The organism is Aeromonas sp. 2HA2 (assembly GCF_029237345.1).
Classification (GTDB): Bacteria; Pseudomonadota; Gammaproteobacteria; order Enterobacterales; family Aeromonadaceae; genus Aeromonas; species Aeromonas salmonicida.
Genome location: NZ_JAACGB010000014.1, coordinates 77,580 through 99,129, shown reverse-complemented (window position 1 = coordinate 99,129; position 21,550 = coordinate 77,580). Strand labels below are relative to the sequence as shown.

At 60.4% G+C, this 21,550-nt stretch carries 16 protein-coding genes; 10 read left to right on the top strand and 6 right to left on the bottom strand.

Annotated features, from left to right (window positions below; genetic code table 11):
* Positions 1–5: 5 nt before the first annotated feature.
* Together edd and GWQ29_RS17035 are read right to left on the bottom strand one after the other, a co-directional pair.
* Positions 6–1,802, bottom strand: coding sequence for a phosphogluconate dehydratase (edd, locus tag GWQ29_RS17040; RefSeq protein WP_275919913.1), 1,797 nt, complete (start codon positions 1,800–1,802; stop codon positions 6–8).
* Positions 1,799–2,308: a gluconokinase gene (locus tag GWQ29_RS17035; protein ID WP_275919912.1), complete on the bottom strand. Its 510-nt coding sequence runs from the start codon at positions 2,306–2,308 to the stop codon at positions 1,799–1,801. The genes edd and GWQ29_RS17035 overlap by 4 nt, the downstream gene beginning before the upstream one ends.
* A gap of 245 nt (positions 2,309–2,553) precedes the next feature.
* Here GWQ29_RS17035 and gntU point away from each other — a divergent pair, with 245 nt between their 5' ends.
* The 4 genes from gntU (at position 2,554) to GWQ29_RS17015 (ending at position 9,821) form a co-directional block, all read left to right on the top strand.
* Entirely contained in the window at positions 2,554–3,894 is a 1,341-nt protein-coding gene (gntU, locus tag GWQ29_RS17030) for a gluconate transporter (protein WP_275919911.1), read from the top strand.
* A gap of 146 nt (positions 3,895–4,040) precedes the next feature.
* Positions 4,041–5,390 carry a CDP-diacylglycerol--serine O-phosphatidyltransferase gene (gene pssA, locus GWQ29_RS17025; protein WP_275919910.1) on the top strand — a complete coding sequence of 450 codons (1,350 nt, stop codon included), beginning with the start codon at positions 4,041–4,043 and terminating at the stop codon, positions 5,388–5,390.
* A gap of 203 nt (positions 5,391–5,593) precedes the next feature.
* Positions 5,594–7,663 (top strand): ATP-dependent DNA helicase RecG, encoded by a 2,070-nt coding sequence (gene recG, locus GWQ29_RS17020; RefSeq protein ID WP_275919909.1) that lies wholly within the window; start codon positions 5,594–5,596, stop codon positions 7,661–7,663.
* 88 nt (positions 7,664–7,751) lie between these two features.
* Complete coding sequence (locus GWQ29_RS17015; RefSeq protein ID WP_275919908.1) at positions 7,752–9,821, top strand: AsmA-like C-terminal region-containing protein; 2,070 nt, start codon at positions 7,752–7,754, stop codon at positions 9,819–9,821.
* A gap of 46 nt (positions 9,822–9,867) precedes the next feature.
* Here the strand turns inward: GWQ29_RS17015 and GWQ29_RS17010 are convergent, their stop codons facing one another.
* Positions 9,868–10,788 (bottom strand): bifunctional GNAT family N-acetyltransferase/hotdog fold thioesterase, encoded by a 921-nt coding sequence (locus tag GWQ29_RS17010; RefSeq protein ID WP_275919907.1) that lies wholly within the window; start codon positions 10,786–10,788, stop codon positions 9,868–9,870.
* 417 nt (positions 10,789–11,205) lie between these two features.
* Here GWQ29_RS17010 and GWQ29_RS17005 point away from each other — a divergent pair, with 417 nt between their 5' ends.
* On the top strand, positions 11,206–11,871 hold the full coding sequence (locus GWQ29_RS17005) for an SAM-dependent methyltransferase (RefSeq protein ID WP_275919920.1): 666 nt from the start codon (positions 11,206–11,208) through the stop codon (positions 11,869–11,871).
* 87 nt (positions 11,872–11,958) lie between these two features.
* Here the strand turns inward: GWQ29_RS17005 and dtd are convergent, their stop codons facing one another.
* The 3 genes from dtd to typA all read right to left on the bottom strand — a co-directional run bounded on the left by dtd (position 11,959) and on the right by typA (position 15,338).
* The gene (gene dtd, locus GWQ29_RS17000) at positions 11,959–12,396 is read right to left on the bottom strand and encodes a D-aminoacyl-tRNA deacylase (protein WP_099991396.1); all 438 of its coding nucleotides are present in this window, start codon (positions 12,394–12,396) and stop codon (positions 11,959–11,961) included.
* 84 nt (positions 12,397–12,480) lie between these two features.
* A complete protein-coding gene (locus GWQ29_RS16995) occupies positions 12,481–13,353 on the bottom strand; it encodes a virulence factor BrkB family protein (protein ID WP_021138645.1) in 873 nt (290 codons plus the stop codon).
* Between the two features lie 173 nt (positions 13,354–13,526).
* Positions 13,527–15,338 (bottom strand): translational GTPase TypA, encoded by a 1,812-nt coding sequence (typA, locus tag GWQ29_RS16990; RefSeq protein WP_169047209.1) that lies wholly within the window; start codon positions 15,336–15,338, stop codon positions 13,527–13,529.
* A gap of 351 nt (positions 15,339–15,689) precedes the next feature.
* On the opposite strand from typA, the gene glnA reads away from it, so the two are divergent.
* From glnA to add, 5 genes are all read left to right on the top strand, one after another.
* Complete coding sequence (glnA, locus tag GWQ29_RS16985; RefSeq protein WP_021138647.1) at positions 15,690–17,099, top strand: glutamate--ammonia ligase; 1,410 nt, start codon at positions 15,690–15,692, stop codon at positions 17,097–17,099.
* Positions 17,100–17,190: 91 nt separating this feature from the next.
* Positions 17,191–17,772 (top strand): DUF4124 domain-containing protein, encoded by a 582-nt coding sequence (locus GWQ29_RS16980; RefSeq protein ID WP_021138648.1) that lies wholly within the window; start codon positions 17,191–17,193, stop codon positions 17,770–17,772.
* An 80-nt stretch (positions 17,773–17,852) separates the two neighbouring features.
* Positions 17,853–18,908, top strand: a complete 1,056-nt coding sequence (gene glnL / locus GWQ29_RS16975; protein WP_275919906.1) for a nitrogen regulation protein NR(II) — start codon at positions 17,853–17,855, stop codon at positions 18,906–18,908.
* Positions 18,909–18,917: 9 nt separating this feature from the next.
* Entirely contained in the window at positions 18,918–20,336 is a 1,419-nt protein-coding gene (gene glnG / locus GWQ29_RS16970) for a nitrogen regulation protein NR(I) (RefSeq protein WP_005319876.1), read from the top strand.
* Between the two features lie 141 nt (positions 20,337–20,477).
* A complete protein-coding gene (gene add / locus GWQ29_RS16965) occupies positions 20,478–21,479 on the top strand; it encodes an adenosine deaminase (protein WP_275919905.1) in 1,002 nt (333 codons plus the stop codon).
* The last annotated feature ends 71 nt before the right edge of the window (positions 21,480–21,550 follow it).

The following is a 21,550-nucleotide window of genomic DNA, read 5'->3' as shown; positions in this document are numbered from 1 at the left end:
CTTCCTTAATCAAAGATGGTGGCGCCGCACTCGGCGCTCGATACCGCGCGACGCATCACGCTGAACAGTTCACGGCCCCACCCCTCTTGTTCCAGAGTGAGGTCAATCTCGGCCTGGGTACGGCCACTCAAATCGGTCAGGCAATCGAGGCGACCGTTTACCGCGTCCACCCGCAGCAGATCGCCATCCTTCAACAGGCCGATGGCGCCGCCGTGCAGCGCTTCCGGGGTGACATGGATGGCCGCCGGGATCTTGCCGGAGGCGCCTGAGAGACGGCCATCGGTAACCAACGCCACCTTGTGGCCCGCCTTCTGCAGGTTGCCGAGCACAGGCATCAACTTGTGCAGCTCAGGCATGCCGTTGGCCGCCGGGCCGTTGTGGCGCACCACGATAACGGCATCCTGATTGAGGCTGCCAGCCTTGTAGGCCGCCTCCACAGCGTGCTGGGAGGAGAAAACTCGGGCGGGCGCTTCGATAACGCGATACTCGGGCGCCACGGCGGAGACCTTGACCACGGCGCGGCCCAGATTGCCCGCCAGCAGCTTGGTGCCGCCGGTGGCCTGGAATACGGAGCCGGTCGGCGACAGCACGCTCGGATCCGTGCTTTCACCCACCGGCTGCCACACCAGCTCGCCATCCACCAGAGCGGGACGGCTGAGGTAATCCTGCATCTCGCCAAACACAGGGGTGGCATCCATGTGGATCAGCCCCTCTTGCGCCAGACGATGCATCAGGCCGGGCACGCCGCCCGCCTGTTCGAAGGCATTCACATCAGCCGGGCCGTTCGGGTACATGCGTACCAAGAGCGGCACCACATCGGAGAGATCGCTGATGTCGTCCCAGGTCAGGTGCAGGCCGGCGGCCCGCGCCAGCGCCACCATGTGGATGCTGTGGTTGGTGCTGCCGCCGGAGGCGAGCAGGGCCACCAGACCATTGACCAGGGAGCGCTCATCCAGCACCTCGCTCAAGGGGCGGTAGGCAGGAGAGCCAGGGATCATGGCGCTGATGCGACGGGCGGCTTCTTCAGTGAGCGCGTGGCGCAACTCGCTGTGAGGATGGACGAAGGCGGAGCCCGGCAGCATCAGGCCCATGGCCTCGAACACCAGCTGGTTGGTGTTGGCTGTGCCGTAGAAGGTGCAGGTACCTGGCGCATGATAGGCGCCGCACTCCATCTCCAGCAGGGCATCGCGGCCCAGTTCACCGGCGGCGTACTGCTGGCGCACCTTCACCTTGTCGTCATTGCTGATGCCGCTGGCCATGGGGCCGGCCGGCACGAAGGCGGTGGGCAGGTGCGCGTGGGAGAGCGCCCCCATGATCTGGCCCGGGGCTATCTTGTCGCAGATACCGAGCAGCAGGGTGGCGTCGAAGGTGTTGTGGGAGAGTGACAGCGCGGTCGCCTGGGCGATGAGATCGCGGGAAAACAGGGACATGTCCATCCCCGGCTGACCCTGAGTCACGCCGTCGCACATGGCCGGTACGCCACCCGCCACCTGGGCGCTGTGACCCAGTTCGGCCAGCGCGGCCTTGATGATATCTGGGTAGCCCTGATAGGGCTGATGGGCGCTCAGCATGTCGTTGTAGGCGGTGACTATGCCGACGTTGGCGCGGGTCATGTCGAGAATGCGACCCTTCTCGTCACTGCTGCAGGCGGCTACGGCGTGGGCCAGGTTGCCGCAGGCCAGGGCGGCGCGGGTCTTGCCCTGTACGGCCTGGCGCTGAATACGGGCTAGGAAAGCCTGGCGACGGGCGACACTGCGCTCACGAATGCGCGCAGTAACCTCGGAAATAACAATGTGTGTCATACGGCTTGCTCCAACGCTGAGACGGCGCGGTCGACTACCTGTTCGAAGGTGCCATCTATATCGATATGGAATACCCCGGCCTCGCCATCCGGACGTTCCAGCGTATCGAACTGACTTTGTACCATGCTTTCCCGCATGAAATGGCCCTTGCGTGCCCGCATCCGTTCGAGGATCAGCTGCTGATCACCGTCCAGAAACAGGAAATGCACTGAGTCATTGCCCTCGCGGATCTGGTCGCGGTACTGCTTCTTGAGGGCCGAGCAGACGATCACGCCCACCTCGTTCTTCTGTTCCAGGCTGTAAGCCGCATCACGGATCCGCTCCAGCCAGGGAGCACGATCCTCATCGTTGAGGGGGTTGCCACCCGCCATCTTCTGAATATTGGCTCTGGGGTGCAGATCATCACCATCGATGAACTTGGCACCCAGCGCCTGGGCCACCTTGAGGCCGACACTGGACTTGCCGCTACCACACACACCCATCACGATAATGCTCTTGCCCGCCATTGTTTGACCTCTATCCCATTTTTCAAAAATCGTGCTGCTGATGGGTTCTAACTTAGCACGTTACCGGTAACATGTTACCGGTAACAACAAGAAATGTGAAGTCTGCCACAGACTGAGCGAACTCACAGTCACCTGGGCAATCGACCTTGAGCCCTGGCCATAAATCTAAATAAATCATAAAGATATGGTCTGCTGACGGATCAGCAGGGTGTCGATACTGAACTTGGAACAAGGAACGCACAACAATGTCTGACCTCTCCCTGATCATGACGGCCGCGGGCTCCATAGTGCTGCTGCTCTTTCTGGTGATGAAGGCCCGCCTGCACGCGGTCGTCTCCCTCATTCTGGTCTCCATGGTGGCCGGCCTCGCCGCCGGCATGAACCCGGCCGAGATCGCCAACACCATCCAGAAAGGGATGGGCGGCACCCTGGGCTTCGTCGCCGTTGTGGTGGCACTGGGCGCCATGTTTGGCAAGGTGATGGAAGTCACCGGCGCTCTCGACCGGGTAGCTCATACCCTGCTCGGTACCTTCGGCGTCAAGCGCGCCAACTGGGCCATGTCACTGACTGGCTTCGTCTGCGCTCTGCCGCTCTTCTTCGACGTCGCCGTAGTGCTGCTGATCGGGGTGGCCTTTGCCATTGTCCGCCGTGGCGGCGGCAGCGTGGTGAAGATAGGCATAGCGCTGCTGGCGGGCATCGCCACCTGCCAGGCCTTCCTCATCCCCGCGCCAGGCCCCATTCTGGTGGCGTCCCAGCTGGGGGCCGATTTTGGCTACATGATACTGTTCGGTCTGATCGCCGCCGTGCCGGCCCTGATCCTGGCGGGCCCACTGTTCGGCGACCTGATCAGCAAGGTGGTGGATGTGCCGCTCCCAGCCGATGCCCAGAGCAGCGCCCATGACGATAGCAAGACTCTCCCCTCCTTCGGACTGGCCATGGGCCTGATCGGTCTGCCGCTGCTGATGATTGGCCTCAAGACCATAGTCGGCCGCTTCGTCGAGGCAGGATCCACCCTGCATAACTGGCTGGAGTTCGTCGGCCACCCCTTCACCGCCATCATGGTCGCCTGTTTGGCCGCCTTCTATCTGCTGGGGGTGCGCCGCGGCATGTCCCGTGACGAGGTGATGAACGTCTGCAACAGCGCCATCCAGCCTGCCGGCGTCATCATACTGGTGACCGGTGCCGGTGGCGTTTTCAAGCAGGTACTGGTGGATTCCGGCGTGGGCGCCGCCCTTGGCAACATGCTGGCGGACTCCGGCCTGCCCATAGTCGCGCTGGCCTTTATCCTGGCGGCGGCCGTGCGGGTCATTCAGGGTTCTGCCACCGTCGCCATGCTGACCGCCTGCGGCCTGCTGCTGCCCATGCTGGAACCGCTCGGTCTGAACGGAGCCCAGCTGGCGGCCGTGACCATCGCCATCGGCGGCGGGGCCATAGTGCTCTCCCACGTCAACGACTCGGGTTTCTGGCTGGCCAATCGCTACCTGGGCCTCTCCGAGAAGCAGACCCTGCAAACCTGGACAGTGATGGAGACCATCATAGGCACCACGGGTGGCGTCATGGCGATGATCATCTACAGCTTCCTTTGAACATAACCGCTGTCAAAAAGGCCTCCGATGTGAGGCCTTTTTCATCTTTATGACGATTCTTTCTTTGGCTAACAGGTTGAGGTTGCTAGAATCGCCTATCCATCGCTCCGAGTGGAACGCTTAACGCAGTGATTTCAGGTTTCTCTATGCATTCATCGGCACATTATCGACAACTGTTGGCTCGTCTGCCCCAGATCGCTGTCGCCGCAGATCAGTTTCAGGTGCTCAACAGCGCCAAGGACTTCAAGAGCCGGATCCTTTCGCTTATCGCCAGCGCGACTCGGCGCATCTATCTGGTGGCGCTCTATCTGCAAGATGACGAGGCGGGACGGGAAATTCTGTCTGCCCTCTACGCCGCCAAACAGCGCAACCCGGCCCTCGACATCAAGTTGTTCGTGGATTTTCACCGTGCCCAGCGCGGCCTGATCGGCAAAGGCAAGCAGGGTGGCAACCACCTGATGTATCAGGAAATGGCCGCCCGCCATGAACACCAGATCGCCATCTACGGCGTGCCGGTCAAGGGACGAGAGCTGCTCGGGGTGCTGCACCTCAAGGGCTTCATCTTCGATGACACCCTGCTCTACTCCGGTGCCAGCCTCAACGATATCTACCTGCATCAGCAGGATCGCTACCGCTTCGACCGTTATCACCAGATCACCAGCCCCGAGCTGACCCGCTGCATGGTCAACTATATGGACGATCTCTTCCTCAAGAGCGAAGCGGTGCAGCGACTCGATCGCAGCGACATTCCCACCGCCAAGCAGTTGAAGGGGCCGATCCGCCGCTTCAAGCACAGCCTGCGCCTGGGCCAGTACCGCTTCGAGAGCATGCCGGTCAACAGCCAGGAGATCGCCATCACTCCGATGACGGGGCTGGGCAAGCGGGGCAATCAGCTCAACAAGATGATCCGTACCCTGGTGCGCGCCACCGAGCGGGAGATCTTCATCTGCACCCCCTATTTCAACCCGCCCAAGGAGTTGAACAAGGACATCGAAGCCCTGCTCAAGCGCGGCTGCAAGGTGACCATAGTGGTGGGCGACAAGACGGCCAACGACTTCTTCATCCCGCCGGAAGAGAAGTTCACCACCATAGGTGGCCTGCCCTATCTGTACGAGACCAATCTGCGCAAGTTTGCCGAGCGCAATCAGCATCACATCGATGCCGGCCGTCTCAACCTGATGTTGTGGTGCTGCGAGCGCAACTCCTACCACCTCAAGGGGATCTTCGTGGATGACGAGTGGGCACTGCTCACCGGCAACAACCTGAACCCCCGCGCCTGGGCGCTGGATCTGGAGAACGGCCTGCTGGTGTACGATCGTCGCCATCACCTGCGCGCCCAGTTCAACGGGGAGCGGGAGAACATACTCGCCAACACCAAGCGGATCAGCCACTTCGATCAGATAGAGCAGATCAAGGACTACCCGGAACAGGTACGCAAGCTGCTGGCCCGGATCCACAGGGTCAGGGCCCATATACTGCTCAAGCGCATCATCTGACCCGGGGTACACGCTGCCCGTCCTCACTCGTTGATACCTGTGCAAAGGCCTGCCGTTTTCGGCAGGCCTTTTTGTCAGGATCTGCCATGGTCAGCATCCCGCCCCTGGCCTGGCGCCGGGTGTCACTGCAACGCGGCTTGCACCGAGACGTCAATAACCCCTATCATCTGGACATATTTACAGTGTTTTCGGGCATCTAATTGATGAAATTGGATAAAATCTCCCTCGACAGCCTCAAGGGCGTCGGCAGCAAGATGCAGGAGAAACTCGAGCGACTGGGGCTGGCCACGGTACAGGATCTGCTGTTCCACCTCCCCCTTCGCTATGAGGATCGTACCCAGGTGTGGCCCATCGGCGATCTGCCGCCCGGGCTGCACGGCGCCGTCGAGGGCGAAATCCAGGACACTCAATTGGTGATGGGGCGCCGCCGCATGCTGGTCTGCCGCATCAGTGACGGCACCGGTACTCTGACCCTTCGCTTCTTCAACTTCACCGCCGCCCAGAAGAACAGCCTGGGGCAGGGCAGGTTGATCCGCTGCTTCGGCGAGGTGCGCCCCGGCAAATACGGGCTCGAGATGGCCCACCCCGAGTACAAGCTGCTCGGTGAAGAACAAGCCGGTCAGACCGAAGAGGCACTCACCCCCGTCTACCCCACCACGGAAGGGCTACGCCAGCTCACCCTGCGTAGCCTCACCGATCAGGCGCTGGCTCAACTCGACCTGTACGGAGTGGAGGAGCTGCTGCCTGCAGGCCTCTATCCCCAGCAGATCGATCTGGCCGCCGCCCTGCGCCTGCTCCATCGCCCGCCCCCCTCGGTGGCGCTGGCCTTGCTGGAGAGCGGCCAGCACCCGGCCCAGCAACGACTGGTGCTGGAAGAGCTGCTGGCTCATAACCTGTCGGTGCTCAAAGTGCGTGCCCAGGCGCAAACCCAGCTGGCACGCGCCCTCAAGCCGGCACCTGCCCTCGTCAAGCAACTGCTGGGGGCGCTGCCGTTCAAACCGACCGGTGCCCAGAATCGGGTGGTAGCCGAGATCAACCAGGACCTGCAACGCAGCTACCCCATGATGCGGCTGGTGCAGGGGGACGTGGGCTCCGGCAAGACGCTGGTTGCGGCGCTGGCAGCCCTCCAGGCCATTGGCAACGGCTGCCAGGTGGGGCTGATGGCACCGACCGAGTTGCTGGCCGAACAACATGCCATCAACTTCGCCAACTGGCTGGAGCCGCTCGGTATCGGAGTCGGCTGGCTGGCGGGCAAACAGAAAGGGAAGGCGCGGGAAACCCAGCTCGCCGCGATCGCCGATGGCAGCGTCAAGATGGTGGTGGGCACCCACGCCATCTTCCAGGAGCAGGTGGTGTTCCAATGCCTCGCCCTGGTCATCATCGATGAACAGCACAGATTCGGGGTGCATCAGCGCCTCGCGCTACGGGAAAAAGGGGAGCGGGAGGGAGTCCATCCCCATCAGCTCATCATGACTGCCACTCCCATACCCCGCACCCTGGCGATGACCGCCTATGCCGATCTCGACACCTCCGTCATCGACGAGCTGCCACCGGGCCGCACCCCCATCACCACGGTCGCCCTGCCGGACAGCCGTCGCCCGGATGTGATCGAGCGGGTCAAGCTGGCCTGTGAAGAGGGCAAGCAGGCCTACTGGGTCTGTACCCTGATCGAAGAGTCCGAGGCGCTGGAGTGCCAGGCCGCCGAGGATACCGCCGCCGAGCTGCAAAACCAGCTTCCCGGCCTGCATATCGGGCTGGTACACGGCCGGATGCGCCCCATCGAAAAGCAGCGGGTGATGGAGGAGTTCAAGGCGGGCATACTGCAGCTGCTGGTCGCCACCACAGTCATAGAAGTGGGGGTGGATGTACCCAACGCCAGCCTGATGATCATCGAAAACCCGGAGCGGCTCGGGCTGGCCCAGTTGCACCAGCTGCGCGGCCGGGTCGGTCGCGGTTCTGTGGCCTCTCATTGCGTGCTGCTCTATCATGCTCCCTTGTCCAAGACGGCCCAGAGCCGACTCGGGGTATTGCGGGAGACCAACGACGGCTTCCTGATCGCCCAGCGCGATCTCGAGCTGCGCGGCCCGGGGGAACTGCTCGGTACCCGCCAGACCGGGCTGGCCGATCTCAAAATTGCCGATCTGGTGCGCGACCAGCCACTCATCCCTCAGGTACAGAAGATGGCGCGCTTCCTGATGGACAGGCATCCCGCCCATGTCGAACCGCTCATCCGGCGCTGGCTGGGTCTGCGGGATCACTACTCCAACGCCTGAGTAGAGCAGAACAAGAAAGAACTAACGTGACACTCAGGCTCCCAATAGATGTGTTGCCACAACACTCAGACCCTGGAGGAAAGCACCGATGAATTCCTGGCTTCGCGCCCTGCTCTACACATTTGCCTTCCTGCTGCTGTTTGTCTGGGTCGCGCTCGGTCTGTTCGACGCCGAACGGGCCAGGGGCCCCATCGCCAGCTGGATCAGCCAGCAAACCGGCGTGCCGGTCACCATAGGGCGGTTGGTGTTCAACCCGCTCCATCCCTATACCCTGCTGGCCGAGCAGGTGAGCTATGGCGACGCCATCGCCCTCGACAAGCTCTATCTGGAAATAGAGAGCATCGACTGGCTGAACCGGGACGTGCGCATCGCCCACCTCGACCTCATTCGCCCCGTCATCAAGCTGCCGCTGCCCAACACCTTGCCGACCCTGCCGGTTCACTCCCTCACCATCAGCGACAGCACTATCGATCGCCTCAGTCTGCACAGTGACGAGCTGACCCTGAGCGGCCTCAACGCCACCCTCAACGACTGGCAGCTGCTCAATCCGGTGCGGCCGCCCCAGGCCAACCTGAGCCTCAACATCAATGAGCTGGAAACCCCGGCCTTTGCCCTCTCCCGCCTCAATCTGAAGGGACGACTGGAAGGCCAGGTGCTGAGTACGGATCGGCTGACCGCCAACCTGTTCGATGGCCTGCTGGAAACCGGCATGACCCTGGACTGGCCCGCCCGCAACCTGCGACTGCACAATCTGAAGGCACAAGGCATGCGGGTCGAGTGGGGAGAAATGGGCCAGCCTGAACTGCCCTTGCGCCACATCAGCCTGGACACGGGCCAAGTGCGCGATGTGAGCATCAACGCCATCACCCAGGAGATCTCCCTCAACAACTTCAACGGCCAGCTCACCGCCTTCAGCTGGCAGGCTGGCAGTACGCCGACCGGTTACTTTACGGGTAGCCTCGGCGATCTCGGCCGCGGCCTGTTCCAGCTGGAAGATCTCAAGGGACGAGTCTCTTTCTCGCCACAGCAGATCGATGCCGAGGTGCAGGGCAACGCCTATGAAGGTGAATTCAATCTGGATCTGGCCCTCGATACCCAGCAGCAGAAGCTGACCCTCAAAGACATGACGCTGAGCGGCATGGAGATCAGCCTGCCAGAGGGGTGGTGGCAGGATTGGCAAAGCTGGCGGCCACAACAGATCGATATCCGCAAGCTGGCGTTCGACAAACTCAAGGTACTCTCCTTCGACGATACCCTGCCCCTGTCGCTGACGGGCTGGCAGTTCTATCTAAGCGATCTCTCCCTGCGGGGCGAGCAGCCAACCCCCTTGCTCGGCCGGGCAAAGGTCGAGAGCAAGTGGTTCGAGCTGGTGTGGGACGGCCTCAGTGCCCGAAACGGCGAACTGGATGGTGAGCTGACCCCCAGCTCCTGGCAGCTCAACAAGCTGACCAGCTCGCTGCCGGATGAGGGCTCACTCAGCCTGAGCGGCCAGTGGGGCAAGGAGCCCGGCCAAAGCAGCCGCCTGCAGTTGAAGGGGGAGAAGCTGGATCTGGTGCAGTGGAGCAAGATACTGCACTCCCCCATCTCCTTCGCCGGCAAAGCCGATCTGAGTGCCGATCTGCAAGCCGTGCATGGCAAGACAGCAGGAGAGTGGCGCAGTACCCTGCAGGGCAGCTTCGCCCTCGATGCGGTTGATCCCTTCTGGGACAAGGTGAAGATAGATCCACTGCTGGATGAGTGGTTCAAAGGCGCCACGCCACCTGATCTGACGCCGGAAAGCCTGTGGCAGGCGATGCAGGAAGGAGATACCCCCTTCTACCGCATCAAGTTGCAAGGCAAGATCGAGCATGGCCAGCTGCAGGTGGAACAGGCTGGTGCCTCCACCATCACTCACCTGCTCGCCCTGCAAGGGGGCATGGATCTGGTCAAGGAGCAGTGGCAGCTGGATCTCGGTGTCCTGAATGGCCAGCGCTGTGCCGAGCTGCTGAGCCACTGGCGCGGCCCGCTTGATGCACCCGTCTTGAGCTGGGAGTTTCCGGCCAGGCAGGCCTCCTGTGGCTGGGAGGTGGGGGTGCCTTATCCTGCACAGGGGCGCAACAGCCCGCTCTGGCGGCCAGTACCACAGCCCAAAGCACCCGCGTCGACCAGCGTTCAGTGAAACAAACAAGGCCTCATCACGAGGCCTTGTTTGTTTCAGGTAGCTTTTACAGAACGGGGGACTGGCCTCGCCGTTTGACCGGTTGCACCACATACTGGCCGATGAATTCCACCGCCAGCTTGTCGCCGCTGAACAACTTGACCATGAGGCTGAATTTGGCCGACTCCCCCGCCTTGAGCGGAGCCAGCACGGCCGGCATCCCCTCCCTGGCAACCCGCGCCTCGGGCTCCTCGTTGACCGGGCGGTAATACTTGATGTTGCCCTCCGCCAGTACCGTATCCCCCACCAGACCCGCCTCTTTCAGCTGCAACCAGATGAGACCCCAGCCCGCCAGCACGCACTGACTGTAGATGCTGCCGGCAAACATGGTGTCATGCACGTTGAGATTGGCCGCCAGATTGGCCTTGAGATGAAAAGTCTGGCCGTCATAGTGGGTGATGTGTACCCCCATCTTCTCACTGATGGGGATGCCTTGCGACCAGCGAGTGGTGAGATCCTGGCACCACTCGGGGCGATACTGGATGGTCTGCAAGGGGCTCAAGGATTTGATCATCTGACGATGGGGAATGCGGCCAAAGCTGACCGGCCCTTCCCCCACTTCGAGGAAGCCGCACCTGCGATAGAACTCCACCGCTTCCTGACGGGCATTCATCACCAGCCGCTTCACTTTTTCCTGGCAGGCGAGCTGTTCGAGATCTTCCACCATGCGAGCCCCCAATCCCTGGCTACGATACTCGGGGTGCAGCGCCATAAAGCGGATCTGGGCCTCGTCACCCCCGATAAACAGTCGACCAACGGCAATGGGAGTGCCATCCGGCGCCATCATCATGCGATGAATGGCGACGGTATCGTATTCGTCTCGCTCGGAACCAATGGGCAGATTGAAGGGTTTACGCAGCAGTTCCCAGCGCAGCTGGTAGTAAGCGTCCAGTTCGGTGGCCGTTTGAGGAGTGACTACCCGGTACATAAAGCGATCCTTGAGTTAGCGCCGACGGACAGATTGAAGAGCTTGCGCCCCCATGCCTCCCAGCGCAGCTGGTAGTAAGAATCCAACTCGGCTGCCGTTTGAGGAGTGACTACCCGGTACATAAAGCGATCCTTGAGTTAGCGCCGACGGACAGATTGAAGGGCTTGCGCACCCATGCCTCCCAGCGCAGCTGATAGTAAGCGTCCAGCTCGGCTGCCGTTTGAGGAGTGACTACCCGGTACATAAAGCGATCCTTGAGTTAGCGCCGACGGACAGATTGGAGGGCTTGCGCACCCATGCCTCCCAGCGCAGCTAGTAATAGGCATCCAATTCGGCTGCCGTCTGGGGAGTGACCACCCGGTACATAGTTCTATCCTTGAGTTACACTGGCCGGAAACCATCTTGCCGTGCAAATTCATGGACTTCAATCTGCAAGCGTACCAAGCCGATCACTTGTTGCACCTCAGCGTCAAACCCCAGCGCCGCCTCACGGTACAGGAAAATGACCAGCACCGCTGGCTGGAGATAGACGGTGTAGTGCAATCGGCCATGTCCCTTGCCGAACCTGCCGCCCTCTGCCTGCCCCATCAGCAGTGCATCGCAGACCTGCTGCCCGCCACCGCAAGCCGGGTGCTGGAACTGGGATTGGGCGGTGGCGATCTCACCCGTCATCTGGGAGTGCGCTGGCCAGAGGCACGGCACGACTGCGTCGATCTGGATGAAGAGGTACTGACCCTGTTTCAGACCTTCTTCCGCCACCCGGCGGAATCCGTTGACCGGGCGTTGCACCTGCACCACGCCGATGCCCTCGCCTTCCTGCTGGCCCACGACGACACCTATGACTTCGTGCTGCTCGACCTGTTCAGTCAGGATGGCAATCCCCTGCTGCTGTTTCAGGCTCCGCTCTATCAGGTGCTGGCCAAATGCCTCCGCGGCACCCTCATCGTCAACCTGCTGCCACGAACACATCTCGAACTGGCGCAGGCCAGGCGGCTGGCGGAGGAGTGGATTGGCCTCACCAGCACCCACGGGGTGCCCGGCTATCGCAACGTCATACTGCACGCCACCAATCTGATCCCCTAGCTCCTGTTATGGGATGCCACGGCTGGCCCTGTCTGCACGTCCGCAGATGAAGGCCGGTAAGCCGGAGCGGGATCCCAGCCATGACGCCTACACCTGCAGCCAGAAGGTGACGGGGCCATCGTTGAGCAGCGCCACCTTCATGTCGGCAGCAAAACGGCCTGTCTCGGTCGGTATGCCACTGGCCTTTGCCTGCACTACAAAATAGTCGTAGAGCCGCTCGGCGTCGGTCGGATGGGCGCCGCCAGAGAAGCTGGGTCTCATGCCTTTTTTGGTATCCGCCGCCAGGGTGAACTGGGAGACGACCAGCAGGCTGCCGCCGGCCTGACTCACATTGAGGTTCATTTTGCCCTCTTCATCGGAGAAGATGCGGTAGCCGCTCACCTTGTGCAGCAACTTGTCCGCCCTGGCCTCGTCATCCCCCTGCTCCACCCCGAGCAACACCAGCAGGCCATTGGCAATGGCACCCGTTACTTCGCCTTCCACTGTCACGCTGGCCTCTGAGACCCGCTGGATCAATGCAATCACATCCCTCTCCTCTCAAAACAGAACGACCGCCCTCACAGGGGCGGTCGTCGATGCTACCAAGAAAACGACGGGCAAAGCGATGGATCAGGCCAACTCCTCGCTCACCGGTTTTTCATATTCGCCGAGACAAGCCGTGGTCTCGGCGCCAAGCAATACCACCAACCAGCTGAGATAAACCCAGACAAACAGGATCGGAATGGTCGCCAGAGCGCCATAGATGGCCTGATAGGAGGGGAAGTTGGTGATGTAAATGGCAAACCCGCGCTTGGCCAGCTCGAACAGGGTAGCGGCCACCAAGGCACCGATGAAGGCATGAACCAGCCTCACCTTGCAGTTGGGCACAACCGTATAGACCAGCAGGAAGGTGAGCACCGAGAAGAGGAACGGCAAGCTGCGCAACAACAGATAGCCGATGCCGAACAGACTCTCGGCCCCGAACAACCGCAGCGAGAAGATGTAAGAGGAGATGGCAATGCTGCCACCGATAAGCACAGGGCCCAGTGTCAGTATCATCCAGTACATGGCAAACGCCTGCGCCAGCGGCCGGCCCTGGGTCGAGCGCCAGATGTAGTTCAGGTTCTTGTCGATGGCCGAGATCAGCATCAGCGCCACCACTATCAGGGCACCGATACCCACGGCAGTGGTGTTGGTGGCATTCGCCACGAAGCCATCTATGTACTCCTTGAGCATCTCACCCGCGGTCGGCACGAAGTTGTGATAGACGAACTGCTCCATCGCCTGTTTCAGGGTTTGGAACACAGGGAAGGCGGACATCATGCCAAATACCACGGCAATCATGGGGACCAGAGAGAGCAAGGTGACATAGGCCAGATAACCGGCGGTGACGGTCAACCTGTCGTGCTGGAAACGGCTCCAGACAAACTGGGCGAAATGGCCGCCATCGTGGCGTAAAAAGGAGAGAGCATGGCCAAGACGGCCACCAAATTTCTGCTGCATTGTGATTCTCAACGTCTTCATCATGCAGACATTGTGTCAGATAGCATGGTCATTTGACCACCCATGGACCGGATCGGTACGACCAGCCCGAGCATACTGGCTGGTGATCCACCGTCAAAGGGGCATAAAAAAAGAGGCCCGCAGGCCTCTCTCTGTCTGTCGATAAACAGATATCAAGCACGACCGGCGCGCTTGCGATCCATTTCAGTCAGCAGTTTCTTGCGCACACGGATGGCCTTGGGAGTGATCTCTACCAACTCATCGTTATCGATGAACTCGAGAGCCTGTTCCAGGGTCATGCGGATCGGCGGAGTCAGCACCTGGGCTTCGTCGGTACCGGAGGCACGCATGTTGGTCAGCTGCTTGCCCTTCAGGCAGTTTACAGTCAGGTCATTGGAACGGGAGTGAATACCGATCACCTGGCCTTCGTACACTTCGGTAGCGTGACCGATAAACAGACGACCGCGGTCTTGCAGACCGAACAGGGCGAAGGTCAGCGCCTTGCCGGTAGCGTTGGAGATCAGCACGCCATTCTGACGCTCGCCGATGCTGCCACCCTTGTGCGGACCGTAATGGTCGAAGGTGTGGTACAACAGACCGGTACCGGAAGTCATGGTCAGGAACTCGGTCTGGAAGCCGATCAGGCCACGACTCGGGATCATGAAGTCAAGACGGACACGGCCCTTGCCATCCGGGGTCATGTTGGTCATCTCACCCTTACGCAGGCCGAGTTGCTCCATCACAGAACCCTGGTGGATCTCTTCCACGTCGACAGTCACAGTTTCGAACGGTTCGTGCAGAACGCCATCCACGGTGCGCAGGATAACTTCCGGACGGGATACTGCCAGCTCGTAACCCTCGCGACGCATGTTTTCGATCAGGATGGAGAGGTGCAGTTCACCACGACCGGATACGCGGAACTTGTCCGGATCTTCGGTCTCTTCCACACGCAGGGCCACGTTGTGGACCAGCTCCTGATTCAGACGCTCCAGGATGTTGCGGGAAGTCACGAACTTGCCTTCTTTACCAGCGAACGGTGAGGTGTTGACCTGGAAGGTCATGTTCACGGTCGGCTCGTCAACGGAGAGCGGCGGCAGGGCTTCAACAGCACCGTTGTCACAGATGGTGTCGGAGATTTTCAGCTCGCCCAGACCTGTGATGGCGATGATGTCGCCCGCTTGCGCGTCAACAACTTCGGTACGGGACAGACCCAGGTAGCCAAGCACCTGACCGACCTTACCAGTACGGGTTTTGCCATCGGCACCGACGACAGTGACTTGCTGGTTGGTCTTGACGCGACCACGGCTGATACGGCCGATACCGATAACACCGACGTAGGAGTTGTAGTCCAGCTGGGAGATTTGCATCTGGAAAGCACCGGCAGGGTCACCCTTCGGCTGCTCGACGTTGTCGACGATGGCCTGAAACAGGGGTTCCATGTTGTCGGATTCAACGCTTTGGTCCATGGTGGCCCAACCGTTCAGTGCTGAAGCGTAAACAACTTTGAAGTCCAGTTGCTCATCGGTCGCACCCAGGTTGTCAAACAGGTCGAACACCTGATCCATAACCCAGTCAGGACGAGCACCCGGACGGTCGATCTTGTTGATGACCACGATCGGCTTCAGACCCTGGGCGAATGCCTTCTGGGTCACGAAACGAGTCTGCGGCATAGGGCCGTCAACAGCATCAACCAGCAGCAGCACTGAGTCGACCATGGACATAACGCGCTCTACTTCACCACCGAAGTCGGCGTGACCCGGGGTATCAACGATGTTGATACGGTAGTCTTTCCAGCGGATCGCGGTGTTCTTGGCGAGAATGGTAATACCACGTTCCTTTTCCAGGTCGTTGGAATCCATCAGACGCTCTTGACCATCAGTGGTACGGTCCAGGGTTCCAGACTGCTGCAGCAGCTTATCAACCAGGGTAGTTTTGCCGTGGTCTACGTGCGCAATAATCGCAATATTGCGTAAATTCTCTAACATTCTCGCCTCAATCACCGGGTAAAATTGGGCGCTAATTGTACTCTCGCCTTTGTGATCTGCCTAGCATAATTGCAGTGCAATCACGCATAACAGGGGATCAGGATCATAGACCTTCCGATCAAAGCCTGTTTAGATGGGGGCTGACCGTATACTGCGCACCATTTTAGTGCACCAAAACGATCCACAGTTGCACTACTTTGAGGCGTAACGCGCTGGGACAGCAAGTCTTGGGGCAGGCTTATAGCCGCAAACGCCCTGAAATCAAGCTGTCACAAACTTGGCACGATACTGGCTTATGTGAATGTGATGACGCATTCACCCTAAGAGTTTTAACACCGGAGGTTACTTAGCATGTCAGCCCAGAATGTAATGGCCCTGATCCAGGAACACGAAGTCAAGTTTGTTGACCTGCGCTTTACCGACACCAAGGGTAAAGAGCAGCACGTATCCATCCCTTCCCATCAGATTGACGAAGATTTCTTCGAAGATGGCAAGATGTTCGATGGCTCCTCCATCGGCGGCTGGAAGGGCATCAACGAGTCTGACATGGTGCTGATGCCGGATGCGGCCTCCGCCAAGCTGGACCCATTCACCGAAGAGACCACCCTGAACATCGTCTGTGACATTCTGGAACCGGCCACCATGCAAGGCTATGACCGCGACCCGCGCTCCATCGCCAAACGTGCCGAAGAGTTCCTGAAGTCCAGCGGCATCGCTGACACTGTACTGTTCGGGCCTGAGCCAGAATTCTTCATGTTCGACAACATCACCTTCTCGAACACCATGGGCCACAGCTTCGTGAAAATCGAATCTGAAGAAGCCGCCTGGAACTCCGGCACCGCCTATGAGCACGGCAACAAGGGTCACCGTCCTTTCGTCAAGGGTGGCTACTTCCCTGTTGCACCGGTTGACTCCTCCCAGGATATCCGCGCCGCCATGTGTCTGGTGCTGGAAGAGATGGGCCAGGTCGTTGAAGCGCACCACCACGAAGTGGCAACCGCCGGTCAGAACGAGATCGCCACCCGTTTCAACACCCTCACCCTGAAAGCGGATGAAGTGCAGGTTCTGAAGTACGTGATCCACAACGTGGCCCACGCTTACAACAAGACTGTCACCTTCATGCCGAAACCCATGTTCGGTGACAACGGCTCCGGCATGCACTGCCACCAGTCCCTGGCCAAGAACGGTGTCAACCTGTTCGCTGGCGACCTGTACGGCGGTCTGTCCGAGATGGCACTGCACTACATCGGCGGTATCATCAAGCACGCCAAGGCCATCAACGCCTTCGCCAACCCGACCACCAACTCCTACAAGCGTCTGGTTCCGGGTTATGAAGCACCTGTCATGCTGGCTTACTCCGCCCGCAACCGCTCTGCTTCCATTCGTATCCCGGTCGTACCGAGCCCGAAAGCGCGTCGTATCGAAGTACGTTTCCCGGATCCGGCAGCCAACCCGTACCTGGCTTTTGCAGCTCAGCTGATGGCCGGTCTGGACGGTATCATCAACAAGATCCATCCGGGCGATGCCATGGACAAGAACTTGTATGACCTGCCGCCGGAAGAAGCCGCAGAAGTGCCGACCGTTGCCGGCTCTCTGGACGAAGCACTGGCCGCACTGGACAGCGATCGCGAGTTCCTGACCCGCGGTGGCGTGTTCAGCGATGACTTCATCAATTCCTATCTGGAACTGAAACAGCATGATGTTGACCGTGTGCGCATGACCCCGCACCCGCTGGAGTTTGAACTGTACTACTCCGTTTAATCCGGACCACAGCTCTGAACTTGACCAAACCCGCCAACAGGCGGGTTTTTTCTCTGATAGGATTAAGCAAAATCCCGTCAAGGAGAGATGGATGAAAAACGCATGCCCCTTATGGGCTCTGGGACTTGTGCTGTTGACGAGCACCGCCGCCCAGGCCACCAAGATCTACTCCTGGACAGACAGCAAGGGCGTCGTTCACTACACGGATGCCCCCCCTCCCGGCCAGCAGGCCAAAGAAGTGGATCTGCGTGTTGCCCCTCTCATTGGTGGTGCCCCCCGCTCGGTGCAGGTGGACAACTTCAACAGCCTGACCGGCGTTGATGCCAAGAAAGAGGAGGAAGCAGCCAAGCTGGCAATCGAACTGCTCTCCCCGGAACAGGGCAGCACACTGCGCGACAACACGGGCAATGTGGTGTTCCAGGGGCAGATAAGCCCCAAACCGCCGACCCAGTACGACGTGCGCCTGACCCTGGATGGCAAGGCTGCCCCCATCGTCAGCAACGGCTTGGCTATTCGGGTCGAAAACCTGGATCGCGGCGCACATGAGGCACAACTCGAACTACTCGCCAAAGACGGTACGATCCTTGCTAAATCAAGGGTAGTCACCTTCTACCTGCACCGAGCCAGTATCAATCCGGCACCTAAAGTGACTCCGCTCCCCAACAAGGGGTGATCCTGTGCATCGATACGGGTAGACTAAATGCACCACGTTGGTGCATTACTGGTGTATAGCACCGTTTTAGGGAGAAACCTGTGCCAACCCGCCCGGATCAAGCCAAGATACTGCTCGATAACTTGCTGACCGCCGTCATCCTGATGGATGAGCGGCTCTGCATCCAGTTCGTCAACCCGGCGGCCGAACAACTGCTCTCCCTCAGCCAGCGCCGGCTGATCGGGATCGAGCTGCCCCACCTGCTGGAACATATCTCTCTCGATGTGCAGCGCCTCAAGCAGTGCCTCACATCTGGGCAGGGCTTCACCGACAGTGAGGTGACCCTGGTGGTAGAAGGTGAACCCAGGCTGGTGGAGATGAGCGTGAGCCCGCTCGCCGACCATGAACAGCGGTTGATGGTGGTAGAGCTGCGCAAAATTGATCAGCAGAAGAAGATCAGCCAGGAGCTGCAACAACATGCCCAGCAACAGGCGGCCAAGGAATTGGTGCGCGGGCTGGCCCACGAGATCAAAAACCCGCTGGGCGGCCTGCGCGGCGCGGCTCAGCTGCTGCAAAAAGAGCTGCCGGACCCGGCCTTGCGCGAATACACGGGCATCATCATAGAGCAGGCCGACCGGCTGAGGGTGCTGGTCGATCGCCTGCTCGGTCCCCAGCGTCCGGGTCGCCACCAGATGCACAATGTCCACTCCGTACTGGAGCAGGTGCGCCGTCTGGTGGAACTGGAGCTGCCACCTACTGTTCGCATAGAGCGGGATTACGATCCCAGCATTCCCGAGTTCGAGATGGAGCCGGATCAGCTGCAGCAAGCCTTTCTCAACATGGTGCGCAACGCCGCCGAAGCCATAGGTGAACAGACGGGGCTGATTCGCATCAAGACCCGCACCGCCTTCCAGATCACCATCCACGGTCAGCGCTACCGGCTGGCGGCCGAGATCAAGATCATCGACAACGGCCCCGGCATTCCCGATGCCATCCGCGATACCCTCTTCTACCCCATGATCACCGGCAAGGAGGGGGGAACCGGACTCGGCCTCTCCATCGCCCAGAACCTGATTGATCAGCACAAGGGGCGCATCGACTGCATCAGCTGGCCTGGCCACACCGAATTCACCATTTTTCTACCGCTTCGCAAATAAGGGAACGTCATGACAGCAAAAGTGTGGATCGTCGATGACGACAGTTCTATCCGCTGGGTACTGGAACGCACCCTCGGCAGTGAAGGCTTCGAGTGCGAGAGTTTTGCCGATGGCGAGGCACTGCTGAGCTCGCTGGAGATACGTTCGCCCGATGTGATCCTCTCCGATATCCGCATGCCCGGCATTGATGGCCTCAGCCTGCTGGAGCAGATCCACCGCCGCCAGGCCGATCTGCCCATCATCATAATGACGGCCCACTCGGATCTGGACAGCGCGGTCAACGCCTATCAGCGGGGTGCCTTCGAGTATCTGCCCAAGCCGTTCGACATCGACGAGGCGGTCACCCTGGTGCGCCGTGCCGAGAATCACCTGAAAGAACAGCGCACCAAGCGCAAGGCACGCCAGCAGGAGACGGCCACCACACCTGAAATCATCGGCGAAGCGCCGGCCATGCAGGAAGTGTTTCGCGCCATCGGCCGGCTGTCGCGCTCCAGCATCTCAGTGCTGATCAACGGTCAGAGCGGTACCGGCAAGGAGCTGGTCGCCCACGCGCTGCACAAGCACAGCCCGCGCGCCCACAAGAACTTCATCGCCCTCAACATGGCCGCCATCCCCAAAGATCTCATCGAATCCGAGCTGTTCGGTCATGAAAAAGGCGCCTTTACCGGTGCCAACAACATTCGCCACGGCCGCTTCGAGCAGGCCGATGGCGGCACCCTGTTTCTCGATGAAATCGGCGACATGCCGCTGGATGTGCAGACCCGCCTGCTGCGGGTGCTGGCCGATGGCCAGTTCTACCGGGTCGGCGGTCATCAGCCGGTGCAGGTAGATGTGAGGATCATCGCCGCTACCCACCAGAATCTGGAGAAACGGGTGGCAGACGGTGAATTCCGGGAAGATCTGTTCCACCGCCTCAACGTCATCCGCATTCATATTCCGGCCCTCAAGGAGCGCCGCGAGGATATACCCCAGCTGGCCCAGCACTTCCTGCTGCGCGCCGCCAAGGAGCTGAACGTGGAGGCCAAGAGCCTGCACCCTGATACCCAGGCCTACATCAGCCGTCTCGCCTGGCCGGGCAACGTGCGCCAGCTGGAGAACGTCTGCCGCTGGCTGACGGTCATGGCCTCGGGTCAGGAGGTGCTGGTAGGGGATCTGCCCGCCGAACTGCTGACCCCCATCACCAACACGGCCGAGCCCGGCCAACCTGCCCTGCCCGGCTGCTGGCAGCAGCAGTTGCAGGACTGGGTCGCCAGTAAGCTGGCACTGGGGGAGACCGACATCCTGGCCGATGCCCTGCCCCAATTTGAGCGGATCATGCTGGAGACGGCACTGGATCACACCCATGGTCACAAACAGGAGGCTGCCCGCCTGCTTGGCTGGGGTCGCAACACCCTGACTCGCAAGCTCAAGGAGCTCGACCTATCCTGAGCCCTCTGGAAAAACGATTCCCATCACGCCTTGGCAAATCCCTGACCAATAAGACCCCGTTTGATTTCAAACGGGGTATCTTTTTTGAGAGCCCTGCCTAGAATGGCAGGCTTTCAAACCCGACTCGAAGAAGGCGCCACCATGATTGACAGATCTCTCCCCCTGACCGACCTGCACCGCCATCTGGACGGTAATATCCGCGCGCAGACCATCCTCGAGCTGGGCCGTCAGCACAATATCCAGTTGCCAGCCTTTGAGCTGGAAGCACTGCGCCCCCACGTGCAGATCGTCGAGAATGAGCCGAGTCTGGTCGCCTTCCTGAAGAAACTGGACTGGGGCGTGGCCGTGCTGGCCGATTACGATGCCTGCCGCCGTGTTGCTTACGAGAACGTGGAGGATCTGCTGCGTGCCGGTATCGACTATGCCGAGCTGCGCTTCAGTCCCGCCTACATGGCCATGACCCACAAACTGCATCCACAAGGTGTGGTGGAAGCCATCATTGACGGCGTTGCAGCTGGCAGCCGCGACTTTGGCATCAAGACCAACCTCATCGGCATCATGAGCCGCACCTTCGGCACCGAACAGTGCCGCAAGGAGCTGGACGCCTGTCTGGCCCATCGCGACAAACTGGTTGCCGTCGATCTGGCCGGTGACGAACTGGGCTTCCCGGGCAAGCTGTTCACCGAGCATTTTCGCAAGGTCCGTGATGCGGGCATGCGCGTCACAGTACACGCAGGCGAAGCGGCGGGCCCCGAAAGCATGTGGCAAGCCATTCGCGATCTCGGCGCCGAGCGCATCGGCCACGGCGTCAAGGCGATTGCGGATCCTGCCCTGATGGCCTATCTGGCGGAGCACCGCATCGGCATCGAATCCTGCCTCACCTCCAACCTGCAGACCACCACGGTCACGAACCTGACCGAGCACCCAATCCGCCAGTTCCTGGCTGCCGGTGTGCTGGCCTGTCTCAACACCGACGATCCTGCGGTAGAAGGCGTAGACCTGCCCCACGAATATGACGTGGCTGCCCCGGCCGCTGGCATGACCGCCAGCGAGATCCGCACCGCCCAGCAAAACGGCCTGACCCTCGCTTTCCTGAGCGATGGCGAGAAAGCCGAGCTGAGCGCCCGCGCCGCCAGCCGCTAAACCTTGAACAGTTTGCTGACCCGATAAAAAAACCGCCGAGGCGGTTTTTTTATCTTCGGTGCAGGGCTACC

Excerpts from the sequence above, each read along its gene's own strand:
- edd (WP_275919913.1), bottom strand. The coding sequence starts at position 1,802 with ATGACACACATTGTTATTTCCGAGGTTACTGCGCGCATTCGTGAGCGC.
- GWQ29_RS17035 (WP_275919912.1), bottom strand. The coding sequence starts at position 2,308 with ATGGCGGGCAAGAGCATTATCGTGATGGGTGTGTGTGGTAGCGGCAAG.
- gntU (WP_275919911.1), top strand. The coding sequence starts at position 2,554 with ATGTCTGACCTCTCCCTGATCATGACGGCCGCGGGCTCCATAGTGCTG.
- pssA (WP_275919910.1), top strand. The coding sequence starts at position 4,041 with ATGCATTCATCGGCACATTATCGACAACTGTTGGCTCGTCTGCCCCAG.
- recG (WP_275919909.1), top strand. The coding sequence starts at position 5,594 with ATGAAATTGGATAAAATCTCCCTCGACAGCCTCAAGGGCGTCGGCAGC.
- GWQ29_RS17015 (WP_275919908.1), top strand. The coding sequence starts at position 7,752 with ATGAATTCCTGGCTTCGCGCCCTGCTCTACACATTTGCCTTCCTGCTG.
- GWQ29_RS17010 (WP_275919907.1), bottom strand. The coding sequence starts at position 10,788 with ATGTACCGGGTAGTCACTCCTCAAACGGCCACCGAACTGGACGCTTAC.
- GWQ29_RS17005 (WP_275919920.1), top strand. The coding sequence starts at position 11,206 with ATGGACTTCAATCTGCAAGCGTACCAAGCCGATCACTTGTTGCACCTC.
- GWQ29_RS16995 (WP_021138645.1), bottom strand. The coding sequence starts at position 13,353 with ATGCAGCAGAAATTTGGTGGCCGTCTTGGCCATGCTCTCTCCTTTTTA.
- typA (WP_169047209.1), bottom strand. The coding sequence starts at position 15,338 with ATGTTAGAGAATTTACGCAATATTGCGATTATTGCGCACGTAGACCAC.
- glnA (WP_021138647.1), top strand. The coding sequence starts at position 15,690 with ATGTCAGCCCAGAATGTAATGGCCCTGATCCAGGAACACGAAGTCAAG.
- GWQ29_RS16980 (WP_021138648.1), top strand. The coding sequence starts at position 17,191 with ATGAAAAACGCATGCCCCTTATGGGCTCTGGGACTTGTGCTGTTGACG.
- glnG (WP_005319876.1), top strand. The coding sequence starts at position 18,918 with ATGACAGCAAAAGTGTGGATCGTCGATGACGACAGTTCTATCCGCTGG.
- add (WP_275919905.1), top strand. The coding sequence starts at position 20,478 with ATGATTGACAGATCTCTCCCCCTGACCGACCTGCACCGCCATCTGGAC.